We start from the raw sequence: 14,554 nt of genomic DNA on the forward strand, positions 1-14,554 counted from the left end.
ATGAGTTTATCCTCAGTTAGTATAAAAAGGCCGGTACTGGCAACAGTTATGTCTATTGTAATTGTTGTTTTTGGTATCATTGGCTACAATTTTTTGGGTATCAGGGATTTCCCTTCTATAGATCCGCCAATTATTTCGGTAAGTACCAGTTATACCGGAGCCAACGCCGATGTAATCGAATCGCAGATCACCGAGCCATTAGAAAAGGCCATTAATGGCGTGCCGGGTATTCGTAACATTTCATCAACAAGCTCGGTAGGTTCAAGCCAGATCACTGTGGAGTTTGATCTGGATGCCGACCTGGAAACTGCCGCAAACGACGTACGCGACAAAGTAGGCCAGGCTCAGCGTCAGTTACCGCTGGATATTACAGCACCGCCGGTAGTTACCAAAGCGGATGCGAACGCCGACAATATTATTACCCTTGCTGTAAGTTCAGACAAGCGTAACATTACCCAGGTAGATGATTACGCAGAAAACGTATTACAGGAAGGCTTGCAAACCATCCCCGGCGTTAGTGCCATTAATATTCAGGGCCAGCGCCAATATGCTATGCGCCTGTGGATAGATCCGGCAAAACTGACCTCGCTCGGCTTAGCCGCTACAGATATTACTGATGCACTAAATAAAGAAAACGTAGAGTTACCTGCAGGTAAAATTGAAGGTAACAACACCGAGCTGATTGTTCGTGCTATTGGTAAAATGAGTACCGAGACTGAATTTAACAACATGATCATTCGCGCCGACAGTAACCGTGTGATCAGGTTGAAAGACGTTGGGTACGCGGTATTAGGTTCGGCTAATGAGGAAACGGCCTTTAAAGAATCGGGCAGGTTAGAAGTGGCCCTGGCCATTGTGCCACAGCCCGGCGCAAACTACGTACAGATAGCCAAAGACTTTTACAAGCGCTTTAATGAGCTGAAAAAAGATCTTCCGGCAGATATCCAGGTAAAAGTATTGCTGGACAATACCAAGTTCATCAACCAATCTATCGAAGAAGTGGAAGAGACGCTGGCGATATCCTTTATATTGGTGGTAATTATTATTTACCTGTTCTTCAGAGATTGGCTTATTGCATTCAGGCCATTGATCGATATCCCCGTATCATTGATTGGGGCTTTCTTTATCATGTATATATTCGGCTTCTCCATCAATATCCTTACCCTGCTCGGTATCGTGCTTGCGACAGGGCTGGTGGTGGATGACGGGATTGTGGTCACAGAGAACATATATAAGAAAGTGGAAGACGGTATGCCTATCAGGCAGGCCGCGTTCGAAGGATCTGCGGAGATATTCTTTGCGGTAATCTCCACATCGGTTACGCTGGCGGCGGTGTTCCTGCCTATTGTATTCTTACAGGGTTTCACCGGGCGTTTGTTCCGCGAGTTTGCGGTGGTAGTAGCCGGCTCGGTATTGATCTCGGCTTTTGTATCGCTGTCATTAACGCCGATGCTTAATGTTAAGCTGATCCGTAAAAATCAAACCAAATCAAAATTCTACGAGCGTACAGAGCCTTTCTTTGTGAACATGACCAACTCTTATACCGAGAGTTTGATCAAGTTTATGAAGCGTAAATGGATAGCAATTGCTATTCTGTTAGGATCTGTAGCGATTATTGTGATACTGAATAAGTTTATCCAATCAGAGCTTGCCCCGCTTGACGATAAGAGCTTACTGCGTTATACTGTAACCGGCTCGGAAGGTGCATCATATGAATACATGACCAAGTATATGGACAATGTATCTAACATGGTGGCCGATTCTATACCAGAAGCAAACGTTAATCTGGAAATTGTTGCCGGTGGTGGTGGCGGAAGCGGTGCTGTAAACAGCGGTTTCGGCCGTATCGGTTTGGTAGCGCCTGATCAACGAACGCGATCGCAGGATGAAATTGCCACATGGTTAACCAAGCAGATAAGTCATTACCCGGATGCCCGTGTTATTGTTGCGCAAGAGCAAACCATAAGCGGCGGCGGCAGTGGAGCCAAAACAGGCTTGCCGGTACAGTTTGTTATTCAGAACCAGGATTTTGAAAAAATACGTAAGGTGCTGCCAACGTTTTTTGCCGAAGTTAGCAAAAGCCCGATATTCACCACGCCAGACGTTAACCTTAAATTTACCAAGCCCGAGCTGCGTGTAGTAACAGACCGCGACCGGGCGCGTGACCTGGGAGTTTCTGTAGCGGATATTGCCAACACTTTACAGCTATACTATAGTGCCGGCCGTTTAGCTTATTTCTTGCTCAACGGTAAGCAATACCAAGTTATAGCCCAGGCAGACCGCGCCAACCGCGACCAGCCGCTGGATTTAAAGACGCTTTATGTACGCAACTCGGCAGGCCAGTTAATACAGTTGGATAACGTAGTAAAAGTTGACGAAGACGCCACGCCGCCGGCTATCTATCACTTTAACCGTTTTAAGTCGGCTACGTTTCAGGCAGGTTTATCGCCGGGACATACCATTGGCGATGGCATAGCAGAAATGGATCGTATTGCCAAGGCTACTCTTGACGATAGTTTCAGTACCGAACTAAGCGGCGCCTCGCGGGATTTTGCCGAGAGTGCGTCGAACATTATGTTCGCATTTATCTTCGCGCTGCTACTCATTTACCTGGTGCTGGCTGCACAGTTTGAAAGCTTTAAAGATCCAATCATTGTGATGCTGACGGTACCACTGGCTATTGCCGGTGCGTTTTTATCGCTATGGTTGTTTGACCAAACCCTGAATATCTTTAGCGAGATCGGTATCATTACCCTGGTTGGTTTGGTAACCAAAAACGGCATCCTGATCGTTGAGTTTGCTAATCAACGGATGGAACATGGCTTGTCTAAATATGATGCGGTGATCGAGTCGGCTACGGCGCGTTTACGCCCAATTTTGATGACAAGTATGGCCGTGGTATTGGGTTCGGTGCCTATCGCGTTAGCATTAGGCGCCGGTGCAAAAAGCCGTGTATCCTTAGGTATCGTTATCATTGGCGGCATGTTGTTCTCGCTGGTATTAACGCTGTACGTTATCCCGATGATGTATATGCTTATCGCCTCGAAAGAACGTATTGACCCTGATCATGCCGACGAGAAAGAGAATGCCGCAGAAAAGAAAAATAAGAATAAGAAAGAAAAAAAGAACGACCACGAATAAGCAATGATGATGAAACTTAAAAAATTAGCTTGCTTCCTTTGTTGCTACCTGGCATTTGCAGCGGTTGTAAAAGCGCAAACGGCCCCGTCGCTGCTTACTTTGAAAGATGCTGTAGAGATAGCTCTGAAAAATAACTACAACATTGTATTGGCAAAAAACAATAAAACCATCGCCCAAAATAATGTTACGCCTGGGAATGCTGGTTTCTTGCCGGTTGTATCGGCAGATCTGACGCAGAACAGCAGCGACCAACATATTAATCAAACACGGTCTGACGGTACCAGAAACGTGCTTACCGCTAAAAACAGCAATTTAAGTTACGGCCCGAGTTTGAACTGGACAATCTTTAACGGTTTTGCCATGTTTGCCAACTACGACCAGTTAAAAACAATAAACGAGCTGAATAGCGTAACCGAACGCGATACGGTATTGGCTACTACCACCGATGTGATTCTGACTTATTATGATCTGATTAATCAGAACGAACAGATCAAGGCACAAAATGGCGCCATAGCTATTTCGCATACGCAACTTAAATATGCCAGCGCTAAATTTAGCGTAGGTACGGCATCCCGGTTGGATGTATTGAACGCGCAGGTGAATCTGAATACCGATACCGCAACTTTGTTAAACTTGCTACAGCAGTTTAAAGTCAGTAAAATAAAAATGAACCAAATACTGGTTCGCGATTTACAGACTGATTTTTCTGTTACTGATACCATTGTTGTAGACGATAAAATGGTTTTGGGCGACATTTTAACCAATGCGCAAACCCAGAACCCGGCCATTATATCGGCACAGATTAACAAACGTTTGGCCGATATTAATTTAAGGCAAGTACAAGCAACCCGTTACCCGGTAGTGGGTGTGGGTGCAGGCTATACCTGGACCAATGCCAAAACACCGGCAGGGTTTACCCAAACACAGAATGCACGTGGCATTAACTATGGGTTAACGGCATCCATCAATATATTCAATGGTTTTAATCAAAATCGTCGCGAACAAAATGCCAAAATACAGATTGACAACGCTGCAATTGGCATTAAACAAACGCAATTAAATGTAGAAAGCCAGATCAATAACTTGTATGTAAGCTACTTGTCTGGCCTTGATCTGGTAAAGCTGGGGCAATCAAACGTCGCGATAGCAAAACGTAATCTGGACATTTCTTTGGATAAATATAAGATAGGCACCATTACGCCTTTAGAGATCCGCGAAGCGCAAAGAAACTACCTGGCAGCGCAGTCTACATTTTTTGCGGCTCAATATCAGTCAAAGGTGGCAGAAGTAACGCTTAAACAAATAACTAATAATTTAAATATCCAATAACTTAGATAAGATTTATTTAATTACATTTGAAATGTAAATGGCTGGATCTTATCATACATGCTTGCTGGTTGACGATAATTACATCGATAATTTCGTTACGCGCAGGCTATTGGAAAGCAGCAAGTTTGCCGAAAATATTATAGTTACCGAATCGCCTACTGAAGCGATCAGCATGTTAGAAAACGGCACGGTAAAACCAAACGTTATTTTTCTGGACATCAGGATGCCGCTGATGAGCGGGTTTGAGTTTTTGGACGCTTTTGATAAGCTGCCCATTGCTAAGACAGACATTAAGATATTTTTGCTTTCGTCATCATTCGATCCTACCGATATCCGCAGATCATCTGATAATAAATACATCACGCAGTTTATCCATAAACCGCTTACCCACAAAATACTCGAGGAATTACCATGATCTTAGTTGCCGACAGCGGATCGACAAAAACAGATTGGTTGCTTAAGCAGCCCGGCCAGGAAGCCCAGGCATTCAGAACACCGGGATTAAACCCATACTTTTTAACAGATAAAGAGATAGTAAAGGTAATGCAGGACCAGGCTACCGAATTGGTTGCGCATGGTACCGAGGTTAAAGAGATTTATTTTTTTGGCGCAGGTTGCTCAAGCCCGGATAGGCACGAGATCATCAGCAACGCCCTAAGCCAGTTATTTAACAAAGCTTATATCAGCGTAGATAGCGACCTGTTGGGCTCGGCTTACGCCACCTGTGGCCGCGAGAAAGGTTTGTGTTGCGTATTAGGTACCGGCTCAAATATTTCTTTTTTTGATGGCGAAGAGATCCACGCGGGTAAACATGGTTTAGGTTATATTTTGGGCGACGAAGGATCAGGCACCTGGTTTGGCAAAGCGCTGATAACCGATTACCTGTACGGCAGAATGCCCGAAGAGATTAATACACTTTTTAAAAATACTTATCCTATAACTAAAGAAGAGGTGATCCGTAATGTTTATCAAAAACCTTCGGCTAACTCTTACCTGGCGTCGTTTGCGCGTTTCTTTAATGTTATCCGTAAAACCGAATATGGGAGCAACCTCATCAAAGCAGGTCTGCAAGAGTTTATTGATACCAATATCAAGTCATATCCCGAGTATCATAACTTTAAAAGTCACTTTGTAGGTTCGATTGCTTTTGTATTTAGTAAAGAGCTGCATGAACTGGCCGAGACGCAGGATATCCACATCGGTAAGATCATCAAACAGCCAATTAATGACCTGATGGCCTTTATTCTGACCCGCGAAGGCGCTGGATCTTAGCAAGTCGAAAATTTTCTTATTTATTGATTCTCCTGAGTAGGCTTTGGCTAAAGCCGTTTTGTGCACTTTTGGATCCGTTGGCTGAAGCCAACGGCAATGAACCGGGTTGTTGTGTCAACCAGTTTTGCCAACCGACTGGCCAAATTCATTGCCGTCCCATTTATGGGACGGGTGACTAAAGAAAAGCCCAGGGCTTTAGCTCCAATAAACCATTTATATTAAGCGTTGGCCTTTGTCGTCTCTTTTCTTTTAAACCGGATCTTAGTTCCTAAAAATAAAATACCCAGTATCGCAAAAAAGCTACCTATTTTAGGTATATAGTCGCCGTGATTTACGTAGAAGGTGATATCAGAATTTAGGTTGATGTCTTGCTTCAGCGCTGTTTTTACCCACCATTTACTTTGCTGTACAATATCGCCACGCTCATTGATAAAAGCAGAAATACCTGTGTTAGCCGACTGGCAAACCCAGCGACGCGTTTCTATAGCACGCAGTTTGGCATAATCCAGGTGTTGATCTTTACCTGAAGTGTTTTCCCACCAGCCATCATTAGTAATCAGCGCTATAAATTGAGCACCGTTACGCACAGATTGCGCCACCCATTCACCATAGATAGATTCATAGCAGATAACCGGAGCCGCCCCAATGCCGCTGGCCGAATATAATTCGCTGGGCTTATCCTGGCCGCCGTAGGCCCCGACAGCACCGCCCAGATGCTCAAATACCGGTTTCAGGAATGATAGCGCATTGCCAAAAGGTAAAGACTCTGCACCCGGCACCAATTTTGATTTGTGATAGAACTGCACTTCGGCAGAGTTTTCAATATTTACAGCTGTGTTGTAGTGATCCCAAAACTGATTGCTGCCCTGCATCTGATCGGCAGTTTTAGTTTCGCGGGTGTTATATATCTTGTAAGTTTCGGCGCCGGTAAGCACGTTGCCGTTTTTGTATTTTGATAAGAAACGTTGTACCTGTGAAAAATAATTGCTGCTGCGGATATGTTCTTCATTAATATAATCAGGAATGGCAGTCTCGGGCCAGATAAAAAACTCGGTATTTACCTGTGCTAGTGAATCAGAAAGTTTGGTCAGGATATCGATTTGTTGTGATGTCGGTATATTACCTTCTTTTTCGTAAGGATCAATATTTGGCTGCGCGATAACGATATTGGATGGATTTACCGCCTCGGTGTAGCTGGTATACCGGTATAAAGAAAGGCCGATAGGTAGCACAATCACTGCAACTAATGCGGCAACCAATTTTAATCTTAATTGCTTTGTTTGTGCCTCGCGTAAGCCTATATAGATTAAAAATACCAGGATATTGCTTAGCCAGATCCAAATGGTGCCACCGTAAACGCCGGTGTACTCATACCATTGTATCCATTGATGTGTAGCGGCAAAACCGTTGCCTAAAGTCATCCATGGGAAGTTCAGGTCCCAGGTTTGGTGCAGGTATTCATAACCTACCCAAAAGCAAACTAAAGCAAACAATCCCCAGCTGCGATTTCTGACTACACGAACCCGATAATATAACCAACAAGCTGTAGACATGAGTAACGGGCCGAGACAATAAGGAATAAGTGTAATTGGTATGGCCACTAAGTCGCCTATACTTTTAAGCGCATTATATACCCAGTATATGCTTAGGGTGTTCCAGATAAAGAACCCAACGAAAGTGATATTAAATATCAGCTTGCCTTTATTTTTTGAGGTAGATTGGATGATGTTCTCTATAGCCAGTAACATGGGCACAAAACCAAAAAACAAAAATACGGTGGTGTAGTGCATTGGCGGCCAGGCCAGCCAAAGTAAAAGACCTGAAAATATGGATAGGAGGATGTTTTTCTTCATTTTATATATAATTATAAACGCTTCTAATTATAAAACCGTCATTGCGAGGAACGAAGCAATCTCTACAACAGACAGTCATTTTGCATTATTGATTAGCGAGTGTAAAGATTGCTTCGTTCCTCGCAATGACGTGTAGTTTATTTACCCGCTACGCAGATCACAAACTCGCCTTTAACCGGGTGTGTTTCATAGTAGGTTTTTATCTCGGTCACTGTACCACGTACGGTTTCCTCGAACATTTTGGTTAGCTCGCGCGATACGGACAGCTGTCTGTCAGCGCCAAAATAAGTGATCATCTCGTCCAGCGTTTTTAATAAACGATGTGGCGATTCGTACAAAATAATAGTACGCTCTTCATCAGCCAAAAACTTATAACGGGTTTGACGTCCTTTTTTAAGCGGCAAAAATCCCTCAAAACAAAACTTATCAGTTGGGAAGCCTGAATTTACCAATGCCGGTACAAAAGCAGTAGCGCCCGGCAGGCACTCCACCGCGATATCAAATTTTAATGCCTCGCGCACCAGGTAAAAGCCCGGATCAGAAATAGCCGGTGTGCCGGCATCTGATATGAGCGCAATGTTTTTTCCTTCCAGCAAAAACTTAACGATTTCGTTGGATGACTGATGCTCGTTATGCTGATGATGCGCGAATACCTTTTTCTGTATATCGAAATGTTTTAGCAGCGGCGCCGAGGTGCGGGTATCTTCGGCCAATATCAGGTCGGCCTCTTTTAAAACGCGTATGGCCCTGAAGGTCATATCTTCAAGATTGCCTATTGGTGTGGGTACTAAGTATAGTTTGCCGGTCATTTACAATTGTTCGTCCATGGTCGATAGTCGATAGACCATAGTGTTATTGGTATCACTGAAAATCCATGGACCATCGACTATGGGCCATCGACTATAACTAAACAAATTATATCTTTGTCGAAAAATAAGAATAATGCTGCAAGTTAGTTATATCCGCGAAAACAGGGAACAGGTTTTAGACCGTTTAGCTGTAAAAAATTTTAAACAACCGGAGCTGGTTGACGAAATCCTGCAATTGGATGATAGCCGTCGTCAAACCCAGGTAAAATTGGATAATACATCTGCAGAAGCAAACTCCGCCGCCAAACAAATAGGCGAGCTGATGCGCACGGGTAAAAAGGACGAAGCCGAAGCCATTAAGAGTAAGACCGGTGTTTGGAAAGAGGATATCAAAAAATACAACGAAGAACTGGCCGCCATTGAGGCCGATCTATACCAAAAACTGGTATTGCTGCCTAACCTGCCGCACGCTTCTGTACCCAAGGGTATAACTCCAGAGGAAAACGAAGTGGTGTTGGAAAACGGCGCGATCCCTGAATTGCCTGCCGGTGCCTTACCGCATTGGGAGCTGGCTGCCAAATACAAACTGATTGACTTTGAACTGGGCGTTAAAATTACCGGTGCGGGTTTCCCGGTTTATACGGGTAAAGGCGCCAAGCTACAACGTGCGCTCATTAATTTTTTTATTGACGAAGCCGAGAAAGCGGGTTATAACGAAGTAAGCGTACCATTGATGGTGAACGAGGCCTCTGGCTTTGGCACAGGCCAACTGCCCGACAAAGAGGGCCAGATGTATTTTGTTAACGAAGATAATCTATACCTGATCCCGACGGCCGAAGTACCGATTACCAACCTATACCGCGATGTGATTTTAAAAGCCGACGAGCTGCCGGTAAAAAACTGCGGACATACACCATGCTTTCGCCGTGAGGCGGGTTCTTATGGTGCACACGTGCGTGGTTTGAACCGTTTACACCAGTTTGATAAGGTGGAAATTGTACAGGTAGTTAATCCCGAAACATCTTATGATGTAATAGAGCAAATGAGCAGCCATGTGCAGGGTTTGTTGCAGAAACTGGGCTTGCCGTATCGCGTGTTACGCCTTTGTGGCGGCGATATGAGTTTTACCGCAGCGCTTACTTATGATATGGAAACCTGGAGTGCAGCACAGCAGCGTTGGTTAGAGGTATCGTCAGTATCAAACTTTGAAACCTATCAGAGTAACCGCCTGAAGTTGCGTTTCCGTAACGCCGAGGGTAAAACCCAGTTGGCCCATACATTGAATGGAAGTGCTTTGGCGTTACCACGTATTGTGGCCACGCTATTAGAGAATAATCAGACAGAGAGAGGCATTAAAATACCCGAAGTATTGGTGCCTTACACCCGTTTTGAGTGGATAGATTAATTAAGCTACGTCGATTAATTTAGTGCCGGCTACGTCAAATACATAGCTTAACAATTTGCTGGTTACGCTTGCTTTCGGCTTTTTAGCGGTATCTGCATAAATAAATTGTTGTACGCCTAAAACAGCCAGCAGGCCGTCGACTTTAGTATGCGGGCGTGATTTATGGCAATAGATCTTGAGCTTGCTATAAAAAGGATTAACGGTTAAGCGTCGTAGGATCTTTTCGGTTTCAAGACCCAGAAAGTCATGATCTAACACAATAGCATAAGGCTGAAGCTCATGTATCGATGGGAAAATGCGGCTAACATCAGTAACCTTAACCACATTTTTTGTGGCAGGCAAACTTAAATTTGCAGTGGCATCGGTGACTACAAGTAACGGCTTGGGTCTGTTTTGCATCGCTAAATTAATTGTGGACATTGCTTTATACGAAAGTTAGAAATAAAAGTTACGTTTTGTTTAGTTCATTGATGTTCATTATGCGGGTGTCTTAAATAATTTATATTTTGCGCTTATGGAAACCATTAACTGGAGCGATTTTGAAAAGGTAGAATTGCGCATAGGAACTATATTAGAAGCGTCAGATTTCCCCGAAGCGCGCAAGCCCGCTTATAAAGTTAGGGTTGATTTTGGCGAGTTTGGTATTAAATGGTCAAGCGCGCAGATTACTAAACATTATACCAAAGAAGAGTTGGTAGGCAGGCAGATCATTGGCGTGGTTAATTTCCCAAAGAAACAAATAGCTAACTTTATGTCTGAGTTTTTGGTTACCGGCTTTGCCGATGAAAACGGCGATATTGTATTGAGTAGCATCGATAAAAAAGTGCCTAACGGCAGTAAGCTGGTATGATCAAAACAGACTATATTTTTGGTCCACAATTGTTAGGGATAATATTCTTCCTGATTGGGTTGATTATGTACAAGTTTCCGCCTAAAAAGATTAATAAATGGTATGGTTACCGAACTGATTCATCCATGAAAAATCAACAAACCTGGGATGAGGCAAACCGGTACTCTGCCCTGCTGATGGCAAAGACGGGTTTGATTGTGATTGTTATAGGCATAGCCATCACTACAATAGTTAATTGCTTGATTAGTAGCGAGCAAATGCGCACAGGTTTATTACTTGGACTGCATATATTTTCGGGGTTAGTACCGGTAGTAATTGTGCTGACAAAAACAGAAAGCCATCTGGATAATACCTTTAATAAAAACAATGAGATACATTAATTTCGGTGATGAGCCTGCTTTATCGCCTGACGAGTTTTTTATGGACCAGGCGCTGCACGAAGCAAAACTAGCTTATGCCGAGGATGAGATACCCATTGGCGCCGTAGTAGTATGCCAGGATAAGATCATTGGCCGCGGGCATAACTTAACCGAACGGCTCACCGATGTATCTGCACACGCCGAAATGCAGGCGCTTACCGCCGCAGCTAACTTTTTGGGCGGCAAATATTTAAAAGACTGCACCCTTTATGTAACGATGGAACCATGCGTAATGTGCGCCGGAGCATCCTATTGGTTCCAGATAGGTAAAATTGTTTTTGGCGCTTATGATACCCGCCTGGGCTTTGGCCGGTTGAATCAAAAGATCACGCATCCTAAAACTATCGTCACTGGTGGCATCCGCGAAAATGAGTGCGCCGAGCTGGTGCGGACTTTCTTTAAAAGCAAACGATAAGTTATTTATAGCCGGGTTTAAAACGCTTAAAAGCAATAAAAAACAGTTAAAAGCAGTAAAAAACATTTAATCTATGTTCACAGACATTATCAAAGAAGCCACCCTGCAATATCATCAGCAAACTGAAAAAATACTGGTTGGTAAAATGAAAAGTATGCGTTCAAAGCAAGATTATGTTGACTTGCTGAACTACTTTTATGGCTACTTCGGTGGTTTAGAAAATCATATAGAACGCTACATCAATGCCTCGAACCTGGCCGACTACCTGGATCGCCGCAAAACATCGGCTATTGCTGATGATATTGAAGCTTTAGGTGCAGCCGTTCCCGATTTAGCAACAGATGAGGAACTGCCTGTAATTGACAACTATTTGAAAGCCTTCGGCGCGCTATATGTTATTGAAGGATCAACGCTGGGCGGTCAAATCATCAGTAAGATGATCCAACAGCATTTACATATTGAGGATGGCAAGGGCCTTTCGTTTTTTAACAGCTATGGCGACCAAACCGAACCCATGTGGACTAGTTTTAAAGAGATTTTGAATGATGTAGCGATGACCCCGCAGGATGAACAAATCATCATCGCAGCAGCTAACGAAACGTTTGCTAAATTTAAAGTCTGGTTGGAGCGATAAAGGTATTTTTGTCATTGCGAGCGTAGCGTGGCAATCGCTAGGAGAAAAGTTCGCGATTGCCGCGCTCGTTCCTCGCTTACAGCAATGACAAAGGGGATGTGCTATTTCTTAAAAGCGACATAGAAAGTTGAGCCTTCGCCCAGCTTACTGTCTACCCATATTTTACCATTGTGCTTCTCAACAATACGCTTAACAATGGCCAGGCCTACGCCGGTACCTTCTATATCCTGCACGTTGTCCATGCGTTTAAATAACTCAAATACGCGGGGTAATTGCTTAATGTCAATACCTACGCCATTGTCTTTAATGGTATAAACTATCTCACTCTCGTTTTCTTTAGCATCAATAGTTATCTCTGGCCCGGCAGACGGCTGGCTATATTTGATGGCGTTACTCAATAAATTGGCAAACACTTGCGATAGCATGGTTGGGTCGCCTTGCAGTGTCGGGGTAGCTATAATATTTACCTTTAGGTTATCGGCATTATAGGCCACCTTTAAATCGCGGAGATGGTCGTCAATGATCGTGGCAACATTTACCTCAACAGGGTTAAGCTCTACGCGCCCAATGCGCGAATAGTCTAATACCTCGTTAATCATCGCATTCATGCGGTCCACTTTTCCGTCAATCTTGCTCAACACATCTTGCGTGCGTTGTTCCAGGTTAGTAGTCTTACTCAACATTTGCGCGTAACCCTTTATGGTTGAAAGTGGGTTCTTCAGATCGTGAGATATGGTATAGCTAAAGGTGTCAAGCTCTTCGTAAGCTTGTTTTAAACGCTCATTCAACATGCGTATGGCACCGGCTTTTTGGTTAATGGCATAGCTTACTTCGGTACGTAAACGGGCAACAGATTTGATCTCCTCGTCATCCCAAGGCTCTGATTTGCCTGATACTTCCTGCGCCCAGGCCTCGAAAGATGCGCGCGGCGATATCCTGGTGGAGCCATCTGCGTTAATCTCAACCGGTTTCTCCGGGTTACCAGCCCAGGTTACTATCTCTAAATTTTCGGGCTTAAACCATATAATATACTCAGACAACTCCGCCGAAAGGGTCAAGATCATCACCCCGCTGGCTACCTTTTTATAAGCATCGGCCTCAGGATATACATAGGGCAGCTCATTCGTATAATAAAATGGTTCGTCTACGTTTTGTTTCACCCAATTGAGTAATTGTTGTATTTGCTTGTCGTTTGGGGTATTTCCTGTTTTAGTAACTGTGTTTTCATAAATTAACGCTGCACCACCTGCGTCTGTTGCATGCATAATATTGAGGCCGGGTAGCATTAATGCCTCCTCAATACTGTTATGCTTTAGCATGTTTCGGGATAGCAGATCTACGCTGGCATTATATTTATCCTGCAGGTGTTTATTGGCTTCGTCTTGCCTGAATTCAAGCGCTGATGATAAAATTTGGCCAATCAGCTTTGCCGAGTCGCGGGCTTTGTAATCAATAAATCGCGGCGTATAATTATGACAGGCTATTAAGCCCCATAACTCTTTTTTATAGATCAATGATATACTAAAACTGGAATCAACCCCCATATTTTTCAAATACTGAATATGGATGGGCGATACCGCACGCAGCTGCGAATGTGTTAAATCCAAAGGCTCCTCACTAAACCGTTTGGTGGTTATAATTTTAGAGGGCGTGGTATGTACGTTGGCTATCAGCCGGGTTAAATTGTGTTTATATAGTTCGCGCGCTTGTTTGGGGATATCCGATGCGGGATAGTGCAGCCCCAGCCACGGTTCCAAATCGTGGTTTTTTGATTCGGCAATTACTTCGCCATGCCCGTCATCGGCAAAGCGGTAAATCATCACCCTATCATAACCAATAATATTTTTTACTTGTACCGCGCTATTTTTTAGCAGGTTGTTCAAATCTTTATCTGCCAGCATTTCAGATATTGATCTGCCTATCATCCGCTGCAAGTCGTTTTTTAAATCAGACTCGATGGGTTCAAACTCCAGCAAATAAAGCGGCCCCGAAAGATTAATAATCAGGAAGAATGGTCTGCCCTGTAAATCTATAGTGAATGGATTGGTTTGATCAAAACTTTTATTACTGCGACCAAAGCTAATGAGCTGGTTAATAAAGTCTGGCGGTTCATTGGCGCCAATAAGTGGCTCAATGTCATTGATAGGACGGCCTAATAAATCAGACGGCAGGTTATCCAGGTATTCAGCGATATTCTCGCTGTGAAATCTGATAATATTATTAGCGTCGATAGCGATAAGAAAACCGTGCGACTGTACCTGGCCAGGTATATGGATTGGCTCGGTGTCGCAATTGGTTAGATCGATGCTTTCAGTCATTTGGCAAGTTGTGTGAGTATTAGGGAATTTTGTTCTAAGTTATAAATTTAATTATAATTTAAAAGTGTTAAAAATTAAAGTCTACCATAAAACCAGACAAACAACCAAA

At 43.7% G+C, this 14,554-nt stretch carries 13 protein-coding genes; 9 read left to right on the top strand and 4 right to left on the bottom strand.

Translation table 11 applies throughout. The annotated features are described in order from the left end of the window. The 4 genes from HB679_RS12190 to HB679_RS12205 are packed head-to-tail and all read left to right on the top strand — an operon-like array spanning window position 1 to window position 5,742. Window positions 1-3,141, top strand: a complete 3,141-nt coding sequence (locus HB679_RS12190) for an efflux RND transporter permease subunit (protein WP_214072255.1) — start codon at window positions 1-3, stop codon at window positions 3,139-3,141. 9 nt (window positions 3,142-3,150) lie between these two features. Further along, a complete protein-coding gene (locus HB679_RS12195) occupies window positions 3,151-4,470 on the top strand; it encodes a TolC family protein (RefSeq protein ID WP_214072256.1) in 1,320 nt (439 codons plus the stop codon). A gap of 37 nt (window positions 4,471-4,507) precedes the next feature. Continuing rightward, window positions 4,508-4,885, top strand: coding sequence for a response regulator (locus HB679_RS12200; RefSeq protein WP_214072257.1), 378 nt, complete (start codon window positions 4,508-4,510; stop codon window positions 4,883-4,885). Beyond that, on the top strand, window positions 4,882-5,742 hold the full coding sequence (locus HB679_RS12205) for an N-acetylglucosamine kinase (protein ID WP_214072258.1): 861 nt from the start codon (window positions 4,882-4,884) through the stop codon (window positions 5,740-5,742). The genes HB679_RS12200 and HB679_RS12205 overlap by 4 nt, the downstream gene beginning before the upstream one ends. Window positions 5,743-5,960: 218 nt before the next feature. Here the strand turns inward: HB679_RS12205 and lnt are convergent, their stop codons facing one another. Both lnt and rsmI read right to left on the bottom strand, forming a co-directional pair. Then, window positions 5,961-7,595, bottom strand: coding sequence for an apolipoprotein N-acyltransferase (gene lnt / locus HB679_RS12210; RefSeq protein ID WP_214072259.1), 1,635 nt, complete (start codon window positions 7,593-7,595; stop codon window positions 5,961-5,963). A gap of 137 nt (window positions 7,596-7,732) precedes the next feature. Then, entirely contained in the window at window positions 7,733-8,404 is a 672-nt protein-coding gene (gene rsmI, locus HB679_RS12215) for a 16S rRNA (cytidine(1402)-2'-O)-methyltransferase (protein ID WP_214072260.1), read from the bottom strand. Window positions 8,405-8,537: 133 nt separating this feature from the next. Between rsmI and serS the strand changes: the two genes are divergently transcribed. After that, window positions 8,538-9,809: a serine--tRNA ligase gene (gene serS / locus HB679_RS12220; protein ID WP_214072261.1), complete on the top strand. Its 1,272-nt coding sequence runs from the start codon at window positions 8,538-8,540 to the stop codon at window positions 9,807-9,809. Here serS and HB679_RS12225 read toward each other — a convergent pair whose 3' ends face one another. Next, on the bottom strand, window positions 9,810-10,229 hold the full coding sequence (locus HB679_RS12225; RefSeq protein WP_214072262.1) for a hypothetical protein: 420 nt from the start codon (window positions 10,227-10,229) through the stop codon (window positions 9,810-9,812). Between the two features lie 94 nt (window positions 10,230-10,323). Between HB679_RS12225 and HB679_RS12230 the strand changes: the two genes are divergently transcribed. The 4 genes from HB679_RS12230 to HB679_RS12245 all read left to right on the top strand — a co-directional run bounded on the left by HB679_RS12230 (window position 10,324) and on the right by HB679_RS12245 (window position 12,127). Then, the gene (locus HB679_RS12230; protein WP_214072263.1) at window positions 10,324-10,659 is read left to right on the top strand and encodes a tRNA-binding protein; all 336 of its coding nucleotides are present in this window, start codon (window positions 10,324-10,326) and stop codon (window positions 10,657-10,659) included. Continuing rightward, complete coding sequence (locus tag HB679_RS12235; RefSeq protein WP_214072264.1) at window positions 10,656-11,039, top strand: SdpI family protein; 384 nt, start codon at window positions 10,656-10,658, stop codon at window positions 11,037-11,039. The genes HB679_RS12230 and HB679_RS12235 overlap by 4 nt, the downstream gene beginning before the upstream one ends. Further along, window positions 11,026-11,493 (top strand): nucleoside deaminase, encoded by a 468-nt coding sequence (locus HB679_RS12240; RefSeq protein ID WP_214072265.1) that lies wholly within the window; start codon window positions 11,026-11,028, stop codon window positions 11,491-11,493. The genes HB679_RS12235 and HB679_RS12240 overlap by 14 nt, the downstream gene beginning before the upstream one ends. Window positions 11,494-11,566: 73 nt before the next feature. Then, window positions 11,567-12,127 (top strand): biliverdin-producing heme oxygenase, encoded by a 561-nt coding sequence (locus HB679_RS12245; protein ID WP_214072266.1) that lies wholly within the window; start codon window positions 11,567-11,569, stop codon window positions 12,125-12,127. 101 nt (window positions 12,128-12,228) lie between these two features. On the opposite strand, the gene HB679_RS12250 is transcribed toward HB679_RS12245, so the two are convergent. Then, window positions 12,229-14,445: an ATP-binding protein gene (locus tag HB679_RS12250; protein ID WP_214072267.1), complete on the bottom strand. Its 2,217-nt coding sequence runs from the start codon at window positions 14,443-14,445 to the stop codon at window positions 12,229-12,231. Window positions 14,446-14,554: the final 109 nt, after the last annotated feature.

Source organism: Mucilaginibacter sp. dw_454, assembly GCF_018449775.1.
Taxonomy (GTDB): domain Bacteria; phylum Bacteroidota; class Bacteroidia; order Sphingobacteriales; family Sphingobacteriaceae; genus Mucilaginibacter.

What these genes read in the sequence shown, in the direction of transcription:
- serS (WP_214072261.1), top strand. Translation starts at nt 8,538, where the DNA reads ATGCTGCAAGTTAGTTATATCCGCGAAAACAGGGAACAGGTTTTAGAC.
- HB679_RS12250 (WP_214072267.1), bottom strand. Translation starts at nt 14,445, where the DNA reads ATGACTGAAAGCATCGATCTAACCAATTGCGACACCGAGCCAATCCAT.
- HB679_RS12235 (WP_214072264.1), top strand. Translation starts at nt 10,656, where the DNA reads ATGATCAAAACAGACTATATTTTTGGTCCACAATTGTTAGGGATAATA.
- HB679_RS12195 (WP_214072256.1), top strand. Translation starts at nt 3,151, where the DNA reads ATGAAACTTAAAAAATTAGCTTGCTTCCTTTGTTGCTACCTGGCATTT.
- HB679_RS12245 (WP_214072266.1), top strand. Translation starts at nt 11,567, where the DNA reads ATGTTCACAGACATTATCAAAGAAGCCACCCTGCAATATCATCAGCAA.
- HB679_RS12240 (WP_214072265.1), top strand. Translation starts at nt 11,026, where the DNA reads ATGAGATACATTAATTTCGGTGATGAGCCTGCTTTATCGCCTGACGAG.
- HB679_RS12225 (WP_214072262.1), bottom strand. Translation starts at nt 10,229, where the DNA reads ATGTCCACAATTAATTTAGCGATGCAAAACAGACCCAAGCCGTTACTT.
- lnt (WP_214072259.1), bottom strand. Translation starts at nt 7,595, where the DNA reads ATGAAGAAAAACATCCTCCTATCCATATTTTCAGGTCTTTTACTTTGG.
- rsmI (WP_214072260.1), bottom strand. Translation starts at nt 8,404, where the DNA reads ATGACCGGCAAACTATACTTAGTACCCACACCAATAGGCAATCTTGAA.
- HB679_RS12230 (WP_214072263.1), top strand. Translation starts at nt 10,324, where the DNA reads ATGGAAACCATTAACTGGAGCGATTTTGAAAAGGTAGAATTGCGCATA.
- HB679_RS12205 (WP_214072258.1), top strand. Translation starts at nt 4,882, where the DNA reads ATGATCTTAGTTGCCGACAGCGGATCGACAAAAACAGATTGGTTGCTT.
- HB679_RS12190 (WP_214072255.1), top strand. Translation starts at nt 1, where the DNA reads ATGAGTTTATCCTCAGTTAGTATAAAAAGGCCGGTACTGGCAACAGTT.
- HB679_RS12200 (WP_214072257.1), top strand. Translation starts at nt 4,508, where the DNA reads ATGGCTGGATCTTATCATACATGCTTGCTGGTTGACGATAATTACATC.